This is a genomic window from Actinomadura rubrobrunea NBRC 15275, assembly GCF_001552235.1.
GTDB lineage: Bacteria > Actinomycetota > Actinomycetes > Streptosporangiales > Streptosporangiaceae > Spirillospora > Spirillospora viridilutea.
In genome coordinates, this window is the sequence record NZ_BCQU01000010.1 from 31,066 (window position 1) to 50,413 (window position 19,348).

16 protein-coding genes, 1 tRNA gene and 1 pseudogene are annotated in these 19,348 nt (G+C 71.8%); 8 read left to right on the forward strand and 10 right to left on the reverse strand.

The genetic code is table 11. The features are described 5' to 3' along the window. Positions 1 to 136 precede the first annotated feature (136 nt). The 6 genes from AR3_RS04860 to galU all read right to left on the reverse strand — a co-directional run bounded on the left by AR3_RS04860 (position 137) and on the right by galU (position 4,736). The gene (locus AR3_RS04860; RefSeq protein WP_067909047.1) at positions 137 to 766 is read right to left on the reverse strand and encodes a GNAT family N-acetyltransferase; all 630 of its coding nucleotides are present in this window, start codon (positions 764 to 766) and stop codon (positions 137 to 139) included. A 239-nt stretch (positions 767 to 1,005) separates the two neighbouring features. After that, positions 1,006 to 1,149: a hypothetical protein gene (locus AR3_RS04865; RefSeq protein ID WP_157406614.1), complete on the reverse strand. Its 144-nt coding sequence runs from the start codon at positions 1,147 to 1,149 to the stop codon at positions 1,006 to 1,008. Between the two features lie 317 nt (positions 1,150 to 1,466). Continuing rightward, positions 1,467 to 1,988 (reverse strand): MogA/MoaB family molybdenum cofactor biosynthesis protein, encoded by a 522-nt coding sequence (locus tag AR3_RS04870; protein ID WP_067909053.1) that lies wholly within the window; start codon positions 1,986 to 1,988, stop codon positions 1,467 to 1,469. Positions 1,989 to 2,087: 99 nt separating this feature from the next. Next, complete coding sequence (moaC, locus tag AR3_RS04875) at positions 2,088 to 2,564, reverse strand: cyclic pyranopterin monophosphate synthase MoaC (protein ID WP_067909056.1); 477 nt, start codon at positions 2,562 to 2,564, stop codon at positions 2,088 to 2,090. Further along, positions 2,561 to 3,772 (reverse strand): molybdotransferase-like divisome protein Glp, encoded by a 1,212-nt coding sequence (glp, locus tag AR3_RS04880; RefSeq protein ID WP_067909059.1) that lies wholly within the window; start codon positions 3,770 to 3,772, stop codon positions 2,561 to 2,563. Before glp ends, moaC begins: the two co-directional genes overlap by 4 nt. Positions 3,773 to 3,809: 37 nt before the next feature. After that, entirely contained in the window at positions 3,810 to 4,736 is a 927-nt protein-coding gene (gene galU, locus AR3_RS04885; RefSeq protein ID WP_067909062.1) for a UTP--glucose-1-phosphate uridylyltransferase GalU, read from the reverse strand. 33 nt (positions 4,737 to 4,769) lie between these two features. On the opposite strand from galU, the gene AR3_RS04890 reads away from it, so the two are divergent. The 4 genes from AR3_RS04890 (at position 4,770) to AR3_RS29310 (ending at position 8,829) form a co-directional block, all read left to right on the forward strand. Next, a complete protein-coding gene (locus AR3_RS04890) occupies positions 4,770 to 5,354 on the forward strand; it encodes a 5-formyltetrahydrofolate cyclo-ligase (RefSeq protein WP_083950939.1) in 585 nt (194 codons plus the stop codon). A gap of 157 nt (positions 5,355 to 5,511) precedes the next feature. Next, complete coding sequence (locus tag AR3_RS04895; protein ID WP_067909066.1) at positions 5,512 to 6,504, forward strand: NAD(P)-dependent oxidoreductase; 993 nt, start codon at positions 5,512 to 5,514, stop codon at positions 6,502 to 6,504. A gap of 231 nt (positions 6,505 to 6,735) precedes the next feature. Continuing rightward, positions 6,736 to 8,220 (forward strand): potassium/proton antiporter, encoded by a 1,485-nt coding sequence (locus tag AR3_RS04900; protein WP_067909069.1) that lies wholly within the window; start codon positions 6,736 to 6,738, stop codon positions 8,218 to 8,220. A 297-nt stretch (positions 8,221 to 8,517) separates the two neighbouring features. Continuing rightward, positions 8,518 to 8,829 (forward strand): FmdB family zinc ribbon protein, encoded by a 312-nt coding sequence (locus AR3_RS29310; protein WP_083950940.1) that lies wholly within the window; start codon positions 8,518 to 8,520, stop codon positions 8,827 to 8,829. Positions 8,830 to 9,024: 195 nt separating this feature from the next. On the opposite strand, the pseudogene AR3_RS30275 reads toward AR3_RS29310, so the two are convergent. After that, a pseudogene (locus AR3_RS30275) lies at positions 9,025 to 9,139 on the reverse strand (alpha-ketoglutarate-dependent dioxygenase AlkB); the annotation flags it as partial. A 665-nt stretch (positions 9,140 to 9,804) separates the two neighbouring features. On the opposite strand from AR3_RS30275, the gene AR3_RS04905 reads away from it, so the two are divergent. The 3 genes from AR3_RS04905 (at position 9,805) to AR3_RS04915 (ending at position 13,539) form a co-directional block, all read left to right on the forward strand. Next, the gene (locus AR3_RS04905) at positions 9,805 to 11,976 is read left to right on the forward strand and encodes an MMPL family transporter (protein WP_083950941.1); all 2,172 of its coding nucleotides are present in this window, start codon (positions 9,805 to 9,807) and stop codon (positions 11,974 to 11,976) included. 145 nt (positions 11,977 to 12,121) lie between these two features. Beyond that, complete coding sequence (locus AR3_RS04910; RefSeq protein ID WP_217998450.1) at positions 12,122 to 12,958, forward strand: S-methyl-5'-thioadenosine phosphorylase; 837 nt, start codon at positions 12,122 to 12,124, stop codon at positions 12,956 to 12,958. Beyond that, positions 12,955 to 13,539, forward strand: a complete 585-nt coding sequence (locus AR3_RS04915) for an SAF domain-containing protein (protein WP_067909074.1) — start codon at positions 12,955 to 12,957, stop codon at positions 13,537 to 13,539. Before AR3_RS04910 ends, AR3_RS04915 begins: the two co-directional genes overlap by 4 nt. 412 nt (positions 13,540 to 13,951) lie before the next feature. Here AR3_RS04915 and AR3_RS04920 read toward each other — a convergent pair whose 3' ends face one another. Next, positions 13,952 to 14,989 (reverse strand): D-alanyl-D-alanine carboxypeptidase family protein, encoded by a 1,038-nt coding sequence (locus AR3_RS04920; protein WP_067909077.1) that lies wholly within the window; start codon positions 14,987 to 14,989, stop codon positions 13,952 to 13,954. Between the two features lie 626 nt (positions 14,990 to 15,615). Here AR3_RS04920 and AR3_RS04925 point away from each other — a divergent pair. Next, positions 15,616 to 15,691 (forward strand) — tRNA-Arg (locus AR3_RS04925). 1,258 nt (positions 15,692 to 16,949) lie between these two features. Here the strand turns inward: AR3_RS04925 and AR3_RS04935 are convergent. Together AR3_RS04935 and AR3_RS04940 are read right to left on the reverse strand one after the other, a co-directional pair. Beyond that, positions 16,950 to 17,813: an MBL fold metallo-hydrolase gene (locus tag AR3_RS04935; protein ID WP_227023094.1), complete on the reverse strand. Its 864-nt coding sequence runs from the start codon at positions 17,811 to 17,813 to the stop codon at positions 16,950 to 16,952. After that, on the reverse strand, positions 17,710 to 19,182 hold the full coding sequence (locus AR3_RS04940) for an MFS transporter (protein ID WP_227023095.1): 1,473 nt from the start codon (positions 19,180 to 19,182) through the stop codon (positions 17,710 to 17,712). The genes AR3_RS04935 and AR3_RS04940 overlap by 104 nt, the downstream gene beginning before the upstream one ends. Positions 19,183 to 19,348 lie beyond the last annotated feature (166 nt).

Consider the following 19,348-nt stretch of genomic DNA (forward strand, 5'->3'; position numbering starts at 1 on the left):
GGTGTCAGACGTTGACGAGCATAAGGGGCGGTGTGTCGCGAGATCGATCCCGCCGTTACTCTTCGTTTGCCGAGTCTTCCCGCTCGCAGGATTCTTACACACCCCGGACGGGGGATTGTCAGCGCGCGGCCAAGGGTCAGGACGAGGAAGAGGACCGGGGAAATTCCTGGCGCATCGTGGCCAGCCAGCGGGCGCGCAGACCGCCGGGCACGTCCTCGACGGTCAGGGCATAGCAGATGTGGTCGCGCCAGGCTCCGTCGATGTGCAGATGGCGGCGCCGGATTCCTTCTTCCCGAAATCCGAGTTTTTCCACTACGCGGCGGCTGGCGGTGTTCTCCGGACGGATATTCGCTTCGAGCCGGTGCAGCCCGACGGTGAAGAAACAGTGGTCGACGGCGAGCGCCACGGCGGTGGGAATCACGCCGCGTCCGGCGACCTGCCGGTCGATCCAGTAACCGATCTGGGCGGAGCGGGCCGAACCCCACACGATCGCGCCGATGGTGAGCTGGCCGGCGAACCGGCCCTCGTAGGTGACCACCCAGGGCAGGGCCAGCCCCTGCCTGGCCTCGCGGCGCATGGTGTGCACCATGCTCAGGTAGGGCCCCAGGCCGCTGCGGAACAGCGGCGTCTCGGGGTTGGTGGGTTCCCAGGGACGCAGCCAGTCGGCGTTGCGGACCCGCAGGTCCCGCCAGGTCGCGGCGTCGCGGTGCCGGAGGGGGCGCAGCCCGACCGGGCCCTCGGACAAGGTGGCCGGCCATCCCCGCATTCGTTCCACGGCTCCATGATTCCCCGGCGGCGGACTCGGACGCCATCAATTGTCGCTCACATTTCAGCGGTCGGGACTGCGCTCCGCCCGCCCGGACCGCCCGCCGACGGGGCGTCCGGCCGCCGTGATCGGCGTGCGGCGGGCGGTGCGAGCATAGGCGTCCGCGGGGGTTCGGACGGCCGGATCACCCCCCGTCGCACCGTCGAGTGACACTGATCACAGCCGGCGGCCGTTCTTCATCACTCGGACGACGGCGAGGTCGTCGTCCATGAGCAGAAGGTCGGCGCGTTCGCCGGGTTCGAGCGAGCCGATGTCGTCGGCGAGGCCGAGGAGGCCGGGGTGAGCGCGACGGCCCGGGCGGCCTGTTCGATGGGCAGGCCCACGTCGGTGACGCTGCCCGCGATGGACGACCCGTCCGCCAACAGGGCGCGGCCTCCGCGGACGCGGACGTATGGCGCCGAGCCGGTAGTCACCGTCCCATGCCCGCGGCGGCCATCGCGTCGGTGATCAACGCGACGCGTCCGGCCCCGGCGACCCGGGAGTCGGTGTCGGACGGGGCCGTGGGCGCGGTGCCGGCCTCGGCGATGCGGTCGGCGGCCGTGCGGAGCCAGCGCCGGGAAGCACGGGGCTCGCGTTGACCAGCGTCGTCATGGCGAAGCCTGATCGTGCGACATGTCCGTCCCTCCGCGCGGCCCGGCGGTCAGTCGGCCGGGCGCGGGTGGTCGCCCCCGCCGATCTGGTCGACGGCGTGCTCGAGCACGGGGCCCAGCACGGCCATGCCGTCGCGGACGCCGCCGGTCGAGCCGGGGAGGTTGACGATGAGCGTGCGTCCCGCGACGCCCGCCACGCCGCGCGACAGGATCGCCGTCGGCACCGCCTCGCGGTTCGCCAGCCGGATCGCGTCGGCGATGCCCGGCACCTCGCGCTCGATGACGCGCCGGGTCATCTCGGGGGTCTGGTCGGTCGGGGTGAGGCCGGTCCCGCCCGTGGTCACGACCACGTCGTAGCCGTCGGCCACGGCGCGGCGCAGGACCTCGGCGACGGGCTCCCCGTCGGGGACGACGACGGGTCCGTGCACCTGGCAGCCGAGCTCCTCCAGCAGCTCCACCAGCACGGGCCCGGACTTGTCGGCGTACACGCCCGCCGCCGCCCGGTTCGACACCGTGACCGCCATCGCCCGGATCATCGTCGTCCCGCTCCCCTCGCCGCCGTCGGCTGCCATGATCGGCTCTCATCATGCCCGCCGTCCGGCCTCCTCAACGGCCGGACCGGCGCCGACCTCGGACGCTTCCGGGGGCTCGGGGTTCGGCTGCGGCCGGCGTCAGCGGTGCCAGTGGCCGGTCTTGCCGCCGGTCTTCTCCTCCACGCGGACGTCCGTGATCACCGCGGCCGGGTCGACGGCCTTGACCATGTCGACGAGGGCGAGCGCGGCCACCGTGACGGACGTCAGCGCCTCCATCTCGACGCCGGTGCGGTCGGCGGTGCGGACGGTCGCGGTGATGGCCACCCCGTCGTCGCGCACGTCCAGGGAGACTTCGACGCCGTGCAGGGCGATCGGGTGGCACAGCGGCACCAGGTCGGGGGTGCGCTTGGCCGCCATGATCCCGGCGATGCGCGCCACCGCGAGGGCGTCGCCCTTGGGCACCCCGCCGGTGCGCAGCGCGTCGACGCAGGCGGACGACAGCCGGACGAACCCGGTGGCGGTGGCCGTGCGGGCCGTCACGGTCTTCTGCGAGACGTCCACCATCCGGGCGGCGCCGTCGGCGTCCAGGTGGGTGAACTCCGAGCCTATGTTCATGACGGCATCCTCATGACCTCGACCCGCGTGCCGGCGGGCACCCTCTCGGCGTCCTCGGGAATGACGATCAACCCGTCGGACGACGCCAAGGCGGCCAGCTGGTGGGACCCCTGCGCCTCGACCGGCGCCACGGAGAGCGCTTCGCCTTCGGACGCGCTGAGCTTCCCCCGCAGGAAGTGACGCACACCTTTCGGGGAGGAGACGTCCTCGGTGAGCACCGCCTCCACCACCGGCAGTCCTTCCGGGGGCAGGCCCTGCATGACCTGCAGGGCGGGGCGTACGAACACCTGGAACGACACGTACGCGCTGACAGGATTGCCCGGAAGGGTGAACACGGGCGTGTCCTGAAGGAGGCCGAACCCCTGGGGCTTGCCGGGACGCATCGCCACCTTGTGGAAGCCGACCGTGCCCGTACGGGACAGCACCTCCTTGACCACGTCGCGCGCGCCCATCGACACTCCGCCGGAGGTGACGATGGCGTCGGCCCGGGTGAGCTGGTCCTCCAGGGTCCGCAGGACCTTGTCGGGGTCGTCCCCCACGGTGGCCTGCCGGTAGCCGACTCCCCCGGCCTCGGCCACCGCGAGGGTGAGCATGAAGCTGTTGGAGTCCCAGATCTCCCCGGGTGCGAGCTGTTCGCCGGGCTCGCGCAGTTCGGTGCCCGTGGACAGCACCACCACGCGCGGCCTCGGCCGTACGGTCACGCGTGAGCGGCCCACCGCGGCGAGCATGCCGATCTGCGCCGCGCCCAGGCGGGTGCCGGGCTCGGCGACGACCTGGCCCTCAGTGACGTCCTCGCCGGCCCGTCTGATGGCGTTGCCGGGGGCCGCGGCCCGGGAGATGCGCACCGACGCGGTGCCGCCGTCGGTCCACTCCACCGGGATGACGGCGTCGGCGCCCGCGGGGATGGGCGCGCCGGTCATGATGCGCGCCGCCAGTCCCGGGCGGATGGCCGACACACCCGGGTCCCCCGCGGCGATGTCGCCGACGACCGGCAGCACCACCGGATCGGACTGCGAGGCTCCCGCGACGTCCGACGCCACCACCGCGTACCCGTCCATGGCGGAGTTGTCGAACGGCGGCAGCGGCACGGGCGCCGACACCGGCTCGGCGAGCACGGTGCCGTGCGCCTCCAGGAGTGCCAGGTCCAGCGGCGGGAGTTCCCGGACGGTGCCGAGGATCTCCGCGAGATGCTCGTCGACGGTTCTCATGCCCACGGTCCCCCAGTGTGGCGCGAGGCGGTGGCGGCTACGAGCCGTCCACGCCGTCGGCGGCGTCGTGCCGGCGCACGAACTCGCGCAGCCACGGGAGGAACTCGGGCGCCAGGTCGGGACGCTCCGAGGCGAACTGCACCACGGTGCGCAGGTACTCCAGCTTGTTGCCGGTGTCGTAGCGGCGGCCGCGGAACTTCACCCCGTACACGGTGCCGCCCTCCTCGACGGGCATCTCGGCGAGGGTCCGCAGCGCGTCGGTGAGCTGGATCTCGCCGCCGCGGCCCGGCGGGGTCTTCTCCAGCACGTCGAACACGGCCGGGTCGCACACGTACCGGCCGATGATGATCCAGTTGCTGGGCGCCTCGTCCGCGGCGGGCTTTTCCACCAGGTCGGTGATGCGCACCACGTCGTCCTCGTCGGTGGCCTCGATGGCGGCGCAGCCGTAGGCCGAGACCTGGTCGGCGGGCACCTCCATGAGCGCCACGACGCTGCCGCCGCGCTGCTGCCGCACCTCGATCATGCGGCTGAGCAGCCGGTCCCGGGCGTCGATCATGTCGTCGCCGAGCAGCACGGCGAACGGCTCGTCGCCCACGTGCTGGCGGGCGCAGTGCACCGCGTGCCCGAGGCCGCGCGGCTCGCCCTGCCGGACGTAGTGCATGACCGCCAGCTCGCTGGACTCGCGGACGGCGGCCAGCCGCTCCTCGTCGCCCTTGGCGCGCAGCGCCTCCTCCAGCTCGTAGGCGCGGTCGAAATGGTCCTCGATCGACCGTTTGCTCCGTCCCGTGATCATCAGGACGTCGGTGAGGCCGGCGTCGACGGCCTCTTCGACGACGTACTGGATCGCGGGCTTGTCGACGATCGGGAGCATCTCCTTGGGCGTGGCCTTGGTGGCGGGCAAGAATCGGGTGCCGAGCCCCGCCGCCGGGACCACCGCCTTCTGCACAGGTACGAAGTCGGCCATAGAGAGACCCTAGTCATCACCAAGGACCAGAGCGTGCACCAGATCGACCCTAAACGTTCGCGCCGCAAGGAACTGCTGGCCAGGCGCACCGCCATGGACCCCGACGCGCGCGCCGCGGCCGGGCGTTCGCTGCGGGACACCCTTTTGTCGACCCCCGAGGTGGAGATGGCGGGCACGATCGCGGCGTACGTGTCGGTCGGCACCGAACCCGACACCCGGGGGCTGCTGTTCGCGCTGTGGAAGCGGGGCGCATACGTGCTGGTGCCCCGTCTCCTGCCGGACGCGGATCTGGACTGGGCCTCGTATGAAGGTCCCGAGTCGCTCGCTCCGGGGTCGCGCGGCCTGCTGGAGCCCACCGAACCGTCCCGCGGCCCTGAGGCCGTGGCGAGCGCGGACGTGGTGCTCGTCCCCGCGGTCGCGGTGGACCGTACAGGGATGCGCCTGGGCCGGGGCGGCGGGTCGTACGACCGCGCACTGGCCCGGGTGGGCTCGGCCATCCTCACCGTGGCCCTGCTCTATGACGGGGAGCTGGTCGATGCCCTCCCCTCCGAACCGCATGACCAGCGGGTACGAGCCGCAGTGACCCCGTCCGCGGGCCTCGTTCGTCTGCCTCGCTAGGGGACGGCACGCGGAGCGCCCGTCAGCAACGCCCCCATGTCCGTCAGCCGCGCCTGCCCGGCGTAAAGTGCGAACTGGTCGAGTCCGAACATCGGCCACTCGACCGAGCGCGCGCCAGACGGGTGTGGACGACGCCGCACGCGAGGGAGAACTTCAGATGACGAAGCCTTGGCGGATTCTCGCTCTGCCCCCTCTGGACCCGGAACTGATCCGCGGCATCCTCGATCCGATCCTCGGCGACGCGGCGGAGATCGTCATCCCGGCCGAGCGCGAGCGAGGCGCGCTCCTGGACGCCCTGACCGACGCCGAGATCGTCCTGGCCGACTTCAGCGGACGCCTGGGGTTGGACGCCGAGGCCGTGGCCGCCGCTCCCCGCCTGGCGTTCGTGCAGATGCCGGCCGTGGGCACCGACAGCCTCGACCTGAAGGCGCTCGCGGCGGCGGGCGTGCCGGTGGCCAACGCGGCGGGGGCCAACGCCCGTTCGGTGGCCGAATGGACGGTGGCCGCCGCGTTCGCGCTGTGCCGTCACCTGGCCTGGGCGGACCGGCGCGTCCGCGAGGGCGGGTGGCCGCAAAAGGAGATGCTCGCGCGGGGCGGCCGGGAACTGCGCGCCCAGCGCGTCGGGATCCTGGGCTACGGGGCGATCGGCGCCGAGGCGGCGCGGCTCTTCCAGGCGCTGGGGTGCACGGTGTCGTACTGGTCGCGGCGGCGGCGCCCGGACGCCGTGGCCGTCTACCGGGACCTGGACGACTTGCTCGCCACGTCCGACATCCTCGTCGTCGCCCTGCCGCTCACCGAGGAGACGCGCGGACTGCTGAACACCGAACGGCTCGCCCGCCTCCCCCGGGGAGCCCTGCTGGTGAACGCTTCGCGCGGGGGGATCGCGCCGGACGCCGCGGTACTGGCCGCCCTGGAATCCGGGCAGCTGGAAGGCGCGGCGCTTGACGTGTTCGACGAGGAGCCTCCGCCCGCCGACAGTCCCCTGCGCAGGCACGAGAACGTGCTGCTGTCCCCGCACTCGGCCACCGCGACGAGGGACGCGCAGCTGGCCATCGTGTCGGTCGTGCAGGAGAACATGGCCGCCGTCCTGGCCGGACGCCCCGTGTCCAACGTCGTGAACGACGTGGACCCCCTGGTCAAACGGCGCTGACGGCGTACGCTGGCGACACATCCGCGGGCGGCCTCGGGTCGCGCCCAGGAATACGGCGGCCCAAGCGCCGGTTAAGTGATGATCGCGAGGGCAGGACACAGGCCGGTGGGGCACGTCTTCGGACACGCGGGCCGACTCCAGAACATCTGGGCCGCCCGAGTTCATTGACTGCGCGAAGCACATAAAACGGTAGGATCGCGACGATCTTAACTTCGCGACCCGGGGAGGGATGTGCGGCTCGATCTCTGGCTACTCTTCGGCGCGACTCTCATACTCATCGCGATCATCGCGGTCCGGCTGTCCCACCGGGCGGGGTTGCCGACCCTCCTGGCGTATTTGGGCATCGGCCTGTTCCTCGGCGAGTCCGGACCCGTCGGCATCGACTTCGACAACGCCGAACTGGCGGAGATCCTGGGCCTGACCGCGCTGGTCCTGATCCTGGCCGAGGGCGGCATCACCACCAACTGGCGCCACGTGCGGCCGTCCGTGCCCGCCGCGCTGTCGGTCTCCACGCTCGGCACGCTGATCAGCGTGCTCGTGGTGGCGGTCGCCGCGCACTGGCTGCTGGACATGGACTGGCGCCTGGCCTTCCTCCTCGGGGCCGTCATGGGCCCCACGGACGCGGCCGCCGTCTTCTCCGTGCTGCGCCGCCTTCCGCTGCCGTCCAGGCTCACCGGACTGCTCGAGGCCGAATCCGGGTTCAACGACGCCCCCGTCATCATCGTCGTCGTCTGGCTCAGCACCCACACCGGCATGCCCAACGTGGCCTCGCTGGTGGGGATGATGGTGTACGAGCTGGCCGCGGGCGCCGCCTTGGGCCTGCTCATCGGCTGGGTGGGCGCGTACGCCCTGCGCCAGATCGCCCTGCCCGCGTCCGGGCTCTACCCCCTCGCGGTGTTGTCGCTGTCCATCGGCTCGTACGGGGTGACCACTCTCCTGCACGCCAGCGGCTTCATGGCCGTGTACGTCAGCGCGCTGGTCCTGGGCAACGCGCGTCTGCCGCACCGCCCCGCCACCCGGGGGTTCGCCGAGGGGATCGCCTGGCTCGCCCAGATCGGGCTGTTCGTGATGCTGGGCCTGCTGGCCTCCCCCGAGGAGCTGCCCGCGCAGATCGTTCCGGCCCTCGTCGCCGGATTCATCCTGCTGCTGGTGGCCCGTCCCTTGTCGGTCCTGCTGTCGACGTGGGGCTTCGGGCTGACGCTGGGCGAGAAGGCGTTCGCGTCCTGGGCGGGCCTGCGCGGCGCCGTGCCGATCGTGCTGGCCACCATCCCCATGGTGGAGGACGTGGCGGGCGCCGACCGGCTGTTCTCCATCGTCTTCAACATCGTCGTCGTCTTCACCCTGCTGCAGGGGCCGACGCTGCCGCTGGCGGCCCGGCTGTGCCGGCTGAAGGGCGACGAGGAGGCCCGCGAACTGGACGTCGAAGCCGCCCCGCTGGAGGAGCTGCACGCCGAGCTGCTGGAGGTCCGGGTCCCCCGCGACTCCCTGCTGAACGGCGTCGAGATCTTCGAGCTGCGGCTGCCGCCGGGCGCCTCGGTCACGCTGATCGTCCGCAACGGGTCCAGCTTCGTCCCGGAGCCGACGACGCCGCTGCAGGCCGGCGACACCCTGCTGGTGGTCGCGACCACCGCCGTGCGGGAGGCCACGGAGCGCCGCCTGCGCGCGGTCAGCCGCCGCGGCAAGCTGGCCGGCTGGTTCGGCGAGACGGGCGCATGATCTTGTCCGCCGCACCCCTCGCCGTTGATCGCCGCCCAGGAGACCTCGTCTGCGTCCCCCTAGACCCCTGGCCCGCGATCGCCGCTCAGCGGGTCTCGTCCGTAGGCTCCCTACCCCTGCGCGATCCCGCCGCAAGAATCCGTACGGCCGCCCGCCGCGGGACCGTCCTGCGGGATAAGGCTTGCGACCTGCGGGAACAGGTCGTGCGCAAACCGTGTTCTACGCACCGGTACCATTAGCAGTCGTTCTAGGTGAGTGCCAGCCCGCGCAACCGGGCTGAGTCAGCGAGGAGGAACAGTGCCGACGTATCAGTACGTTTGCACCGAGTGCGGCGAGCCTCTGGAGGTCGTGCAGAAGTTCAGCGACGCCGCGCTGACCGACTGCCCGTCCTGCAACGGAAGGCTCCGCAAGGTCTTCTCCGCCGCGGGCATCATCTTCAAGGGCTCCGGCTTCTACCGGACCGACAGCCGCAGCTCCGGCTCCTCATCGGGACGCAGCTCCTCCAACGGCTCCGGGTCGAGCGACTCCAAGAGCTCCTCGGGGTCCGAGTCGTCGAGCTCCAGCGGCTCGTCCTCCTCGTCCTCCTCGTCGTCGAGCAAGGTCGCCTGACCCGCCCGCGGACGCGCCGATCCGAAGGATCATGGCCGGTCTCCGGAGCCGCACCCGCCGTTCATGATCCTTCGGACGCACATCCGCATGCCGCGCCGTTCTCCGCCTTGGCCGTTCACCGCTCGGGCGTGACGCGCCCGTTCTCTGCGCCCGTCAGGGCGTGATGGCGCGACCGCCCTCCACGCCGTAGCGCGGCGTGTTGCCGAGGCGGAACAGTCCGGTGTCACCCAGGCTCAGCGAGACCACGGGGGCGGGGCTGCGTTCGACGCGGTCCTGGTGCAGCCCCATCGAGGGCCGCCGCGTCGTAGAAGGCGGTACTTCCACGCGGCCTTATGCGTCCCCCACCCCAGTGGTCCTCCGGCTCTTCCACTACGCACCGCCGGCGGGAAGCGCGGGTCGCACTCGGTCGCATGGCCGAAAGCGGCCGCTTTCCCGGGAATCGGCTGAGCACGTCCTGGCCGCTCTCTGGCACGGCACGCCTCGTGCGCGAGGCGGAGGCCGCCTCCTGCGCGCGGCGGAGCCGGGTCGAGCCGCCCTCTGCGCGACGGGACACCTGTTTCACCTGCCCGAGCCCGCGTACCGCCGGACGAGCAGGACATGAGAGCCGCTGGTCCGGGCGGTAGGGCATCGCGTCTTCAAGCACCTCCCCGCCCCTCCTCGCGGCCCGTCGCTTTCTGATCGGGGCCTAGCGCCACACGCCCCGCGTACCCTCCCCGCGCCTTCCCCGCGCGCTCCCCTACGCCTCGCGAAGTAGGAACAGGCGCCTGCCCTGCTTCCCCAGAAGTAGCGCCAGTCGAATCCTCCGCAGGACGACTGCCTGCGCGTTCATGGCCGACGATGGCGACGTCACGGGGATTCGCCGACGAAGTCCGGCGCCCCCACCACCGACGACTCGCGATACAACTTGACATCTCTCCATCCCCGAGACATCCTGCACATCGCGATATATCTTGAAAGTCCCCTCAGGAGTTCGTCATGAGCGCATCCAACGACGCCTTCGCCGGCTCCGGTCCCAGCCCCGGGACCGGTGGACGCCGAGGAGTCGCCCGCAGACTCGCCGCACTCATCGCCGGACGGCGCACCAAATGGGTCGTGCTGGCGCTGTGGGTGGTGCTGCTGGCCGCGCTCGGCCCGCTGGCCGGGAGGCTGGGCGACGTCGAGGAGAACGACGCCGCCGCCTGGCTGCCCGACGGCGCCGAGTCCACCCAGGTCGTCTCGCTGCAGGAGCGGTTCCGCGACGACGAGACGATGCTCGCGGTGATCATCTACGAGCGGTCGTCCGGCATTACCGCCGCCGACCAGGCCAAGGCCAGGTCCGACGTCGCCGCGTTCGCCAAGCTGCCGGGGGCGCAGCAGCCGCAGGGACCGTTCCCCAGCCGCGACGGCAAGGCCCTGCAGACGCTGGTGCCGCTGACGGACGTGGACGTCGTCAAGGCCGTCGACCAGGCCCGCGACCTGGCCGAGCGCGGCCCGCCCGGACTGAACGCGCACGTCACCGGACCCGCGGGCAGCGGCGCCGATATGTTCAAGGTCTTCGAGACGATCGACGGCTTCCTGCTCATGGCCGCCGGGCTCGTCGTGATCGTCCTGCTGCTGATCATCTACCGCAGCCCGGTGCTGTGGATCGTCCCCGTGCTCAGCGCCCTGGTCGCGCTCGGTTTGGCCCAGGCGGTGGTCTACCTGCTGGCCCGCTACGCCGACCTGACCGTCAACGGGCAGAGCGCCGGCATCCTGACCGTCCTGGTGTTCGGCGTGGCCACCGACTACGCGCTGCTGCTGGTCGCCCGCTATCGGGAGGAGCTGCACCGGCACGCCGACCGGCACGAGGCCATGGCCTTCGCGCTGCACCGCGCCGCCCCCGCAATCATCGCGTCCGCCGCCACCGTCGCGATCGGCCTGCTGTGCCTGCTGGTCGCGGAGCTGAACTCCACCGCGGGCCTCGGGCCGGTGGTCGCGGCCGGCGTGATCACCGCGCTGGCGTCCATGACCACCCTGCTGCCCGCCCTGCTGGTGATCTTCGGGCGGTGGCTGTTCTGGCCGCTGGTGCCCCGCTACGACGCCAAGTACCTGGCGCCGGAGGCGTACGAGGCCGAGCACGGCGTCTGGAACCGGATCGCCGGGCTGGTCGGCCGCCGCTCCCGGACCATCTGGGCCGTGACCTCGGTCGGCCTGGTCGCGCTGCTGTTCGGGCTGGGCTCGCTGCGGGCCCAGGGACTGTCGGACGCCGGCCAGTTCGTGGACAAGCCCGACTCGGTGGTCGGCGCGGAGGCCGTCGCCCGGCACTACCCGGCCGGATCGGGCGCCCCGGCGATCGTCATCGCCAAGGCGTCCGCGGCCCAGCAGGTCGCCGCCGCCGTCTCCGCCACGCCCGGCGTGGCCGAGGTGAGCCGTCCCGTCACCGCCGGCGGGCTGGTGCAGTACGAGGCGACCCTGCGCGACCCCGCCGACAGCAAGGCCGCCCAGCGCACCGTCGACCGGCTGCGGGACGCGGTGCACGCGGTCCCCGGCGCCGACGCCAAGGTCGGCGGCGCCACCGCCATCACCGTCGACGTCAACCGCGCCGCCGACCGCGACAACCGCGTGATCATCCCGATCGTGCTGGCCGTGGTCCTGCTGATCCTGGTCGTGCTGCTGCGGGCCCTGGTCGCGCCGCTGCTGATGATGGCCACGGTGGTGCTGTCGTTCCTCGCCTCGCTGGGCGCCAGCGCGCTGGTCTTCCGCCACGTGTTCGGGTTCGAGGGCGCCGACGCGGGCTTCCCCCTGCTGGCGTTCATCTTCCTGGTGGCGCTGGGCGTGGACTACAACATCTTCCTTATGCACCGCGTCCGGGAGGAGTCGCAGGCCCTGGGCACCCGCCGCGGCGTGCTGCGCGGCCTCACCGTCACCGGCGGCGTCATCACCTCCGCCGGGCTGGTCCTGGCGGCCACCTTCGCCGCCCTGACCACCCTGCCGCTCGTCAGCATGGTCGAGATGGGCTTCGTGGTCGCGTTCGGCGTCCTGCTGGACACGCTCATCGTCCGGTCGCTCCTGCTGCCCGCCCTGTCCTACGAGCTCGGACGCCGGATCTGGCTCCCGAGCTCTCTGGGACGGCGCAGCTCCGCCCCGGCCGAGCCCGACACCGGCAAACTGCTGGACCCGGTGGGCTGACACGCCCCTGGCCGCACGACGAGGGGCCCGGCGTCACGCCGGGCCCCTCTCGCCATGACCGGCCTCCCGAAGATCGTCCCGCCGCTCATCCACAACCCGGGACGGGACTCCCGGAGGGCCGACGCGGATGGCTAGTGTCGGCGGCATGTCCACACCGCCTTCGCACTCCTCCGCCTCCGAGCCCGCCGCCGAGATCGCGGTCATCGGCGGCTCCGGCTTCTACTCCTTCCTCGACGACGTCGAGGAGGTCGAGGTCGACACCCCGTTCGGGGCGCCCAGCGACCGCATCGCCCTCGGCGTGCTCGGCGACCGCCGCGTCGCCTTCCTCCCGCGGCACGGACGCGACCACCGCTTCCCGCCGCACCGCATCCCCTACCGGGCCAACATGTGGGCGCTGCGCTCCCTCGGCGTCCGCCGGGTGCTGGCGCCCAGCGCGGTCGGCTCGCTCGTCCCCGCGCACGGCCCGGGCACGCTCGTCGTCCCCGACCAGCTCGTCGACCGCACGTCCGGGCGCGCGCAGACCTACTACGACGAGGGCGGCGCCGTGCACGTGTCGTTCGCCGACCCGTACTGCCCGGCGGGCCGCCGCACCGCCGTCGCGACCGCCCGCGACGCCGGCTGGGAGCCGGTCGACGGCGGCAGCCTCGTCGTCATCGAGGGCCCGCGGTTCTCCACCCGCGCCGAGTCCCGCTGGTACGCCGCGCAGGGCTGGACGCTGGTGGGCATGACCGGCCATCCCGAGGCCGTGCTGGCCCGCGAGCTCGCCCTGTGCTACACGCCGCTGTGCCTGGTCACCGACCTGGACGCCGGCGTCGAGGAGGGCGAGGGCGTGACGATGGAGGAGGTCCTGCGCGTCTTCGCCGCCAACATCGACCGGCTGCGCGGTCTGGTCGCCGATCTCGTCCAGGCACTCCCCGCCGAGCGCGACTGCCCCTGCCCGAACGTCCTCGACGGCATGAAACTGCCCCTGGAGCTGCCGTGACGGCACGCTCCGCCCGTCTCCGGCGTCCGGTGGCGGCGCTGTCGGCCGCGCTCGCCACCGGCCTGGGGCTCCTGGCCCTGCGGCCGTCACCGCCCGCCGCCGTCCGGGTCCTCGCCGCCGCCCGCGACCTGCCCGCCGGCACGGTCCTGCGCCCGGACGACGTGCGCCCGGTGGCGCTGCCGCCCGACGCCGTGCCCGCCGGGGCGTTACGCTCCGACGCCGCGGGCCGGACCCTCGCCGGGCCGATGCGCCGCGGCGAGCCGCTCACCGACGCCCGCCTGCTGACCGGCGGCCTGCTGCGCGGCTACGGCGCCGGCACGGTCGCGGCGCCCATCCGCATCGCGGACGCGGGCGTGGCGCGCCTGCTGCGCCCCGGCGACCGGATCGACGTGCTCGCACCGCCGTCCCCGGACGCCCCGTTCGCCCGCACGGTGGTCTCCTCGGTGCCGGTGGTGGCGGTGCCGAAGACACCGTCCGCCGAGGAGGGAGCACTGGTCGTCCTCGCCGCCGACCGCACACAAGCCGCCGCCCTGGCCGGAGCAGGCCCCTCACTCTCCATCACCATCAACAGCCCGAACTAGGGCGTCTCTCAAAGCAGGTGGAGCCGTTCGTTGATGGCGGTGACCTCCAAAACGGCCCGGCAGCGGACGGCGAGCTTGTCGCAGCGGGTGGCCACGTTCCGATCCCGCTCGAGACGGCTGATCCCGCACTCCACAGCATGACGGCCCCGGCAGTCGACCGGATCGAAGCCAGGCGGACGACCACCGCGGCCGCCCCGCCGCCGGGGCCCGGCCTAGTCGGCCGGGACCGGACTCGCGGCGGCGATACCACGCCAACGCAGGCGGGCACGGATCGCCCGGGAGAAAGAGGTTCTGTCGGCCCGCACCCGCCTCGGGCCGGGGCCCGGGGACTCCCTGGTCCTGGGCGGGCGCCCTTGATGCCGGCCATCACCGCCTCGAACCGCAGGGCATCCCCGCGCTGCCCGGCGGTCGGTCAGCCGTCTTCGGAGCCGTACTCCCAGTGCCAGGGCTCGAACGGGTTGCTGTAGGCCCAGGCGGGGTGGAACCAGCCGAACCTTCGGGAGTTGGCCTCCATCCAGCGGAACTGCACCGAACCCGCGATCTGCACGCCGCCGCAGAGGTCGACGGCCTGCCCGCGGCCGTGGTTGCTGGTGCCGGGGACGGCCGCGAATCCAGGCCGCTCCGCGTACACCCGATGCTGCTCCGCCAGGCTCCGATAGGAGTCCGTGACGCACATGTCGCGTCCGAACCGCGCCTTGTAGGCGTCGTTCAGCTTGTAGAACGCCAGCGCCGCGTCCGCCCGCAGCTGCTCACCCTTCTGCGGCAGCGGGCACAGGTATTGGGAGGGGATCAGCCCGTTGGGGAACCTGCGGGCCCCCGCGGCGAGGTTCTGCGGGCACATCGCCTTCAGCCGCTTCTCACGGTCGGCGCGGATCTGGTCGAGCATCGCGGTGAGCTGCTTGGTGAGCTGCTCCGACCTGGACCGCAGACTCTGGATCTGCTGTTCCAGCTTCGTCTGCTCCACGGCGTTGCGCGACTGAAGCTCCTGCGCCGTCGACGCCAGCCGCTGCCGCCGCTGCTGCAACTCGTCGGCCTGGCGCACCAGCGCCTGCCGCCCGCCGGCGATGTAGGCCATGTCCGCCGTCGACCGCAGCCCGTCGCCGACGTCTCCCGGTCCGAAGATGGACATCGTCCCGCCCGCCCCCGGCTGCTGGTAGGACGCGTTGGCCAACCGGGCCACCGGCTGCCGGATCTCGTTGAGCTCGGCCTCGGCCGCGGCCAGATCCTTGAGGGTCTCCCGCAGTTTGGCCTGCGACTTGGCCAGCTCCTTCCTGCGGCTCTTCATCTGCCGGGTGGCCTTCACCAGCTCCGTGCGCGCCTTGGCGGCCTCACGGCGCAGTGTTTCCACGGTGTCGCGCTGGCGCGTGGCGGCGCTCGCGTGCGGCGCGCCCACCAGGGCGAACATCACCAGGAAGACCGCGGTCAGCGCCGCCGACCGAGGGATTGGCACGTCGGATTCCTCCTGATGCCTGAAGCGGGGATCAGCGCCAGGAACGCTACTACAGCTTCACCGAAGAACCGGGCGCAACCAGGCTCATCGAATGCGGTAACCGTTCCTTTTACACCATTCGCGCAAGAACGGATGTTCCGACCAGCGCGGCGGACACACCCGCGTCCGCGGCGCTTTGCGCCGCCGCTCCCGCGGCGACGGCGAGGCGGTCGACCGGGGCCGGGGCGACACGACGGTCTTCCGCGCCGGCGTCGGAGTCGGCGTCGGCCGCGGCGCCACGTACTCCCCGATCGTCGGATCGATGGGAACCGACGGCGCCGGGGACGACTTCACCGCCGCGGTCTGCGGTTCGGGGGCCGGCGGCGCGTCGCGGCGCACCCCCGCCACCACGCTGATCGCCGCGATCACCGCGACGACGACGCCGCCACCGACGAGGAGGGGCCTGCGCGGCCGCCGCGTCCCGGCATCCTTCGCCTTTGGTCCACCACGATGCCGTCCCGTCACGGGACCGAAGCGTACCGCTACCCCCCGATCCGACCTAGTGGGGATGGATAAGGGGGCGCGATCGCTCCCAGCTTCCCCTACTCTGTAGGTGCTGTCCGCTACGCTCTTGCGACGAGCGACAGGCCCTCGTAGCTCAGGGGATAGAGCACCGCTCTCCTAAAGCGGGTGTCGCAGGTTCGAATCCTGCCGGGGGCGCCACCATCACCAGGCAGAAGAAGCCCCTGACCAGCACAAACGCTGGCCAGGGGCTCATCGCTGTATGCGGCTCTATGCGGTTGGATGCGGCTGACTGCGGTTGATCATTCCCAATGCGTTCCCACGCCGGGAGCAGTCAGCTGCACGGTCCACGTCTGTCCGCATCGGTTCGGAACACACGTCGGCTCCTCCCCGTCGCTGAGCGCAGACGGCGGCGGCCCCAGCGCCCCCACTCGTCGAGCCCGCTACCGCACTCGACGTGACCGTCCAGTACCAGGTGATCGTCCCAATACGGTCCCACGAGGACCGACGCTGGAGGTCATCCGCCGTTGAGGGCGTCGGAGACGCGGCGCTCGGGATCTCGTCTTGTCCGACGATGCACTTGGCGTAGATCTTGAGCAGCACCTCAACACTGTGGCCGGCCCGCTCGGCAATCTGGGATGCCGGGACGCCCGCGTTGAGCCACGTCGAAACGCACGCGTGACGCAGATTGCCCTCGTTCGCGACGCGTCGGCGTGGCTGTCACCTGTGAGGGACGGCCGACAGCCGGCTTGCGCGAAGGGGGTGCAGGCAGGTGATCGGTCATTACGTCGTCCGGCGCCATCGATGATGACTGAGCGCATGCCGGAGGAGTCTCACGGCTGCACCCGCGCGTCCGTCGCGGATACCAGGACGTCGCCCGCACGGATGCGCTGCGGGGCACGTCCTGGTGCTGAGATCCGCTTCAGTCGCCGACGAGCGTGACCCCTGAGGAATCCGGAACCGGTCGATATCCACCGTCCTCACGTCGCACGTGTACGGCGGTCGGTGGTGGAAAGTGGGTCCCGAGCAAAGGAGGCCCGCCGCCGCATCCGGTCGTCCGTTGCGGCCACCCGGACGTCACCCGCAGGAATGCGCTGCGGGGCACGTCCTGAGTTGCATGCCGATGTCACGGATGGTGCTTGCCAGAACCTCCTCTGTGATCACTGCCGTGGTGGCATATCACCAGGTGTGCGATCAGCCGGGTCGGTCCTGGCGCTGGCCGGCGCCGTGCTCGTCTTGCACAGCGGCACGGCAGGGGGGCACGGCCGCGGACGTCGCGGCCTCCGGGGGCGCCGCACGCGTGCCGTCCGGGCGCGTCGCGCCCGCGTCGGGGCACGAGCGGATCGCCCAGACGTGCCGGTCGATCGCGGACCCGCGGACCGTGCGGACGCTCGGCCGCGCGATCGACTGGGCGCTGAGCGGACGCACCGGCACCGAGTCCGTGGCCCTGTGGTCCACTTCAGCTGCCGACGGGCGTGACCCGTGAGGGGGCCGGTATCAGTCGGTATCCACCGTCCTCGCGTTGCACGTGTCCGGCGGTCGGCGGCGGGAAGTGGGTTCCCAGCAGGAGAGTCGACGTTCCGGCCAGTGAGCTGAGCAGCTGGTTGCGGGTCCTGGCCGCGAGTTCGGGAGCGATGTCCACACAGCTGCAGAGCTCCGGATGCGCCATCTGGACCGGGTGGTGGATGCTGTCGCCGGTGATCAGTGCGGTCTCGCCGCGGCTGCTCAATTCCACCGCCACCTGCCCCGGTGTGTGGCCAGGGGCGGGCAGCAAACGGATGCCTGGCGCGATGTCCGTGCCCTCGTCCGCGACATCGATGAGGTCGAGCAGACCCGCTTCCCGTACGGGGTGGACCGAGTCCCGGAACATCTGCCGACGGGCCTCCTCCATGTCGACACCCGCCCAGTAGGTCCACTCGGTGCGTGAGGTGAGATAGCGCGCGTTCGGGAAGGTGGGCACCCAGGCGTCACCCTGGGCGCGCGTGTTCCACCCCACGTGGTCGGCGTGGAGGTGGGTCAGGACCACGACGTCAACGCTCTCCGGCGGGAAGCCGGCAGCGCGCAGCCGTGCCTCGTAGTCGGTGTTGAGGTTGTGCCAGGCGGGGTTGGCGCGCGGCTTGCCGTTTCCGATGCCGGTGTCCACCAGCACCCGCATGCCGTCCACCTCGATGGCGAAGCTGTGGCTGGTCAGGCGCAGGACGCCTTGTTCGTCGGCGAATTCAGGGCTCAGCCAGGGTGTCCGACTGACGAGCTCGGTGGTCGCCTCGGGCAGCAGCCACGGACCGGTCTGAGGCGGCAGGGTCACTTCGTCGATGCGTCGCACGGTGAGGTCTCCCACCGTCCAGGAAAAGGGAGTAGCGGACCTGGTCGTTTGCGATGAGGTGGACACGGCGTTCCTTAGCTGTTGAGGGTTGCGGGGACGGAGATATCTGAAGCGGATGTGCAGTTGCTCGTTGCCGGACGAGGGTGGGCTTCCAGGACGGTGTCCGACGCAGCTGCGCGGTGAGCGTCGCGACCGCGACGGTCGCCAATATGGCCGTGCAGCCGGCATAGGCCACTGCTGCCGCACGCAATCCGATGTCGGCGGCGAGCGCGCCGGCGCCGATGGCGGGCAGGCTCATCGCCAGGTAGCTGAGTACGTAGTAGGAGGCGAGCGTGCCGCCTTTCTGTCGGACGGGGGCCGAGGCGACGACCGCGCGCAGCGTCCCCTGAGAGACGGCTCCGAAGCCGAACCCGGCCAGTGCCGCCCCGGCGAAGAGGAGTACGGGGCCAGAGAAATGGACGGCACCCAGGGTCAGGACGGCCGCCGGAATCATCGCGGAGCTCCCGAGAAGAGCGGAGACCTCGGCACGCATCCTGCGCGTGAAGTACACCGTCGGGGCGGCGACGGCAGTCAGGGTGAAGAAGACCATGCCGTCGGCGTATTCGGGTCCGCCGGGTGAGACGAGCCGTGTGAGGCCCGGTCCCAGGGACGAGTAGAAGCCGCCGAATGCCCAGACGGCGACGATGCCGGCGCCGTTGAGGAGGAGAGTGCGGGCGGCCGCCGACGGCAGGGCCAGGTGGGGCCGCATCGCACGCAATGCCCCGGGACGGCGGCGGACGGTCTCGGGCGTCAAGACAAGGGCGATGGCCTGCGCGGCGAACACGATGATCAGGGCGGCGTACACCGTGAGCGTCGGAACAGGGGCGAAGCGCACCATGAGGGCGGCCGACAGGACGCCGACCGCCATGCCCGTCGCCGGAGCGATGCTGTTGGCCAGCGCGGGGCGTCCCGGACGGGCGGGGTCGTCCAGGTCGAGGAGAGCCGCACCGGCCGCGCTGGTCGCCGCCCCGGTCGCGATCCCCTGCAGCACGCGGGCGGCGATCAGGGCGGTCAGGCCGCCGGCCGTCGCGAACAGCGCCATGGAGGCGATCTGGACCGCGAGCGCGCCCAAGAGCACGGGGCGGCGTCCGAGATGGTCGGAAAGGGTCCCGGTCGTCAGCAGTGCGATCAGGAGCGCCAGCGCGTAGGCGCTGAAGACCACGGTGATGTCGAGAGCCGACAACCGCCATTGGGCCTGGTAGCGGGGGTACAGCGGGGTTGGCGCGCTGGACGCGGCGAGCAGCGCGATCAGGATCGAGGCGTGCAACGCGAACGGCAGGCGTCCGGATGGGGAGGTGCGGGGGCCGAGCCCCGCAAGGACGCACGGCATGAGAGCCCTTCCTGCGCTTAAAGCAACTGGTTTGCTTTAAGCCACCGTAGGCCCTACGCTCCCTTAAAGCAAATCATTTGCGTTTACGGGTCGGCGGTCTTGGACGAGGCCCCGGCCCGTCGCGCCGTACCGATCCCGAAGGAAGCCATGACCAGCGAACTCACCC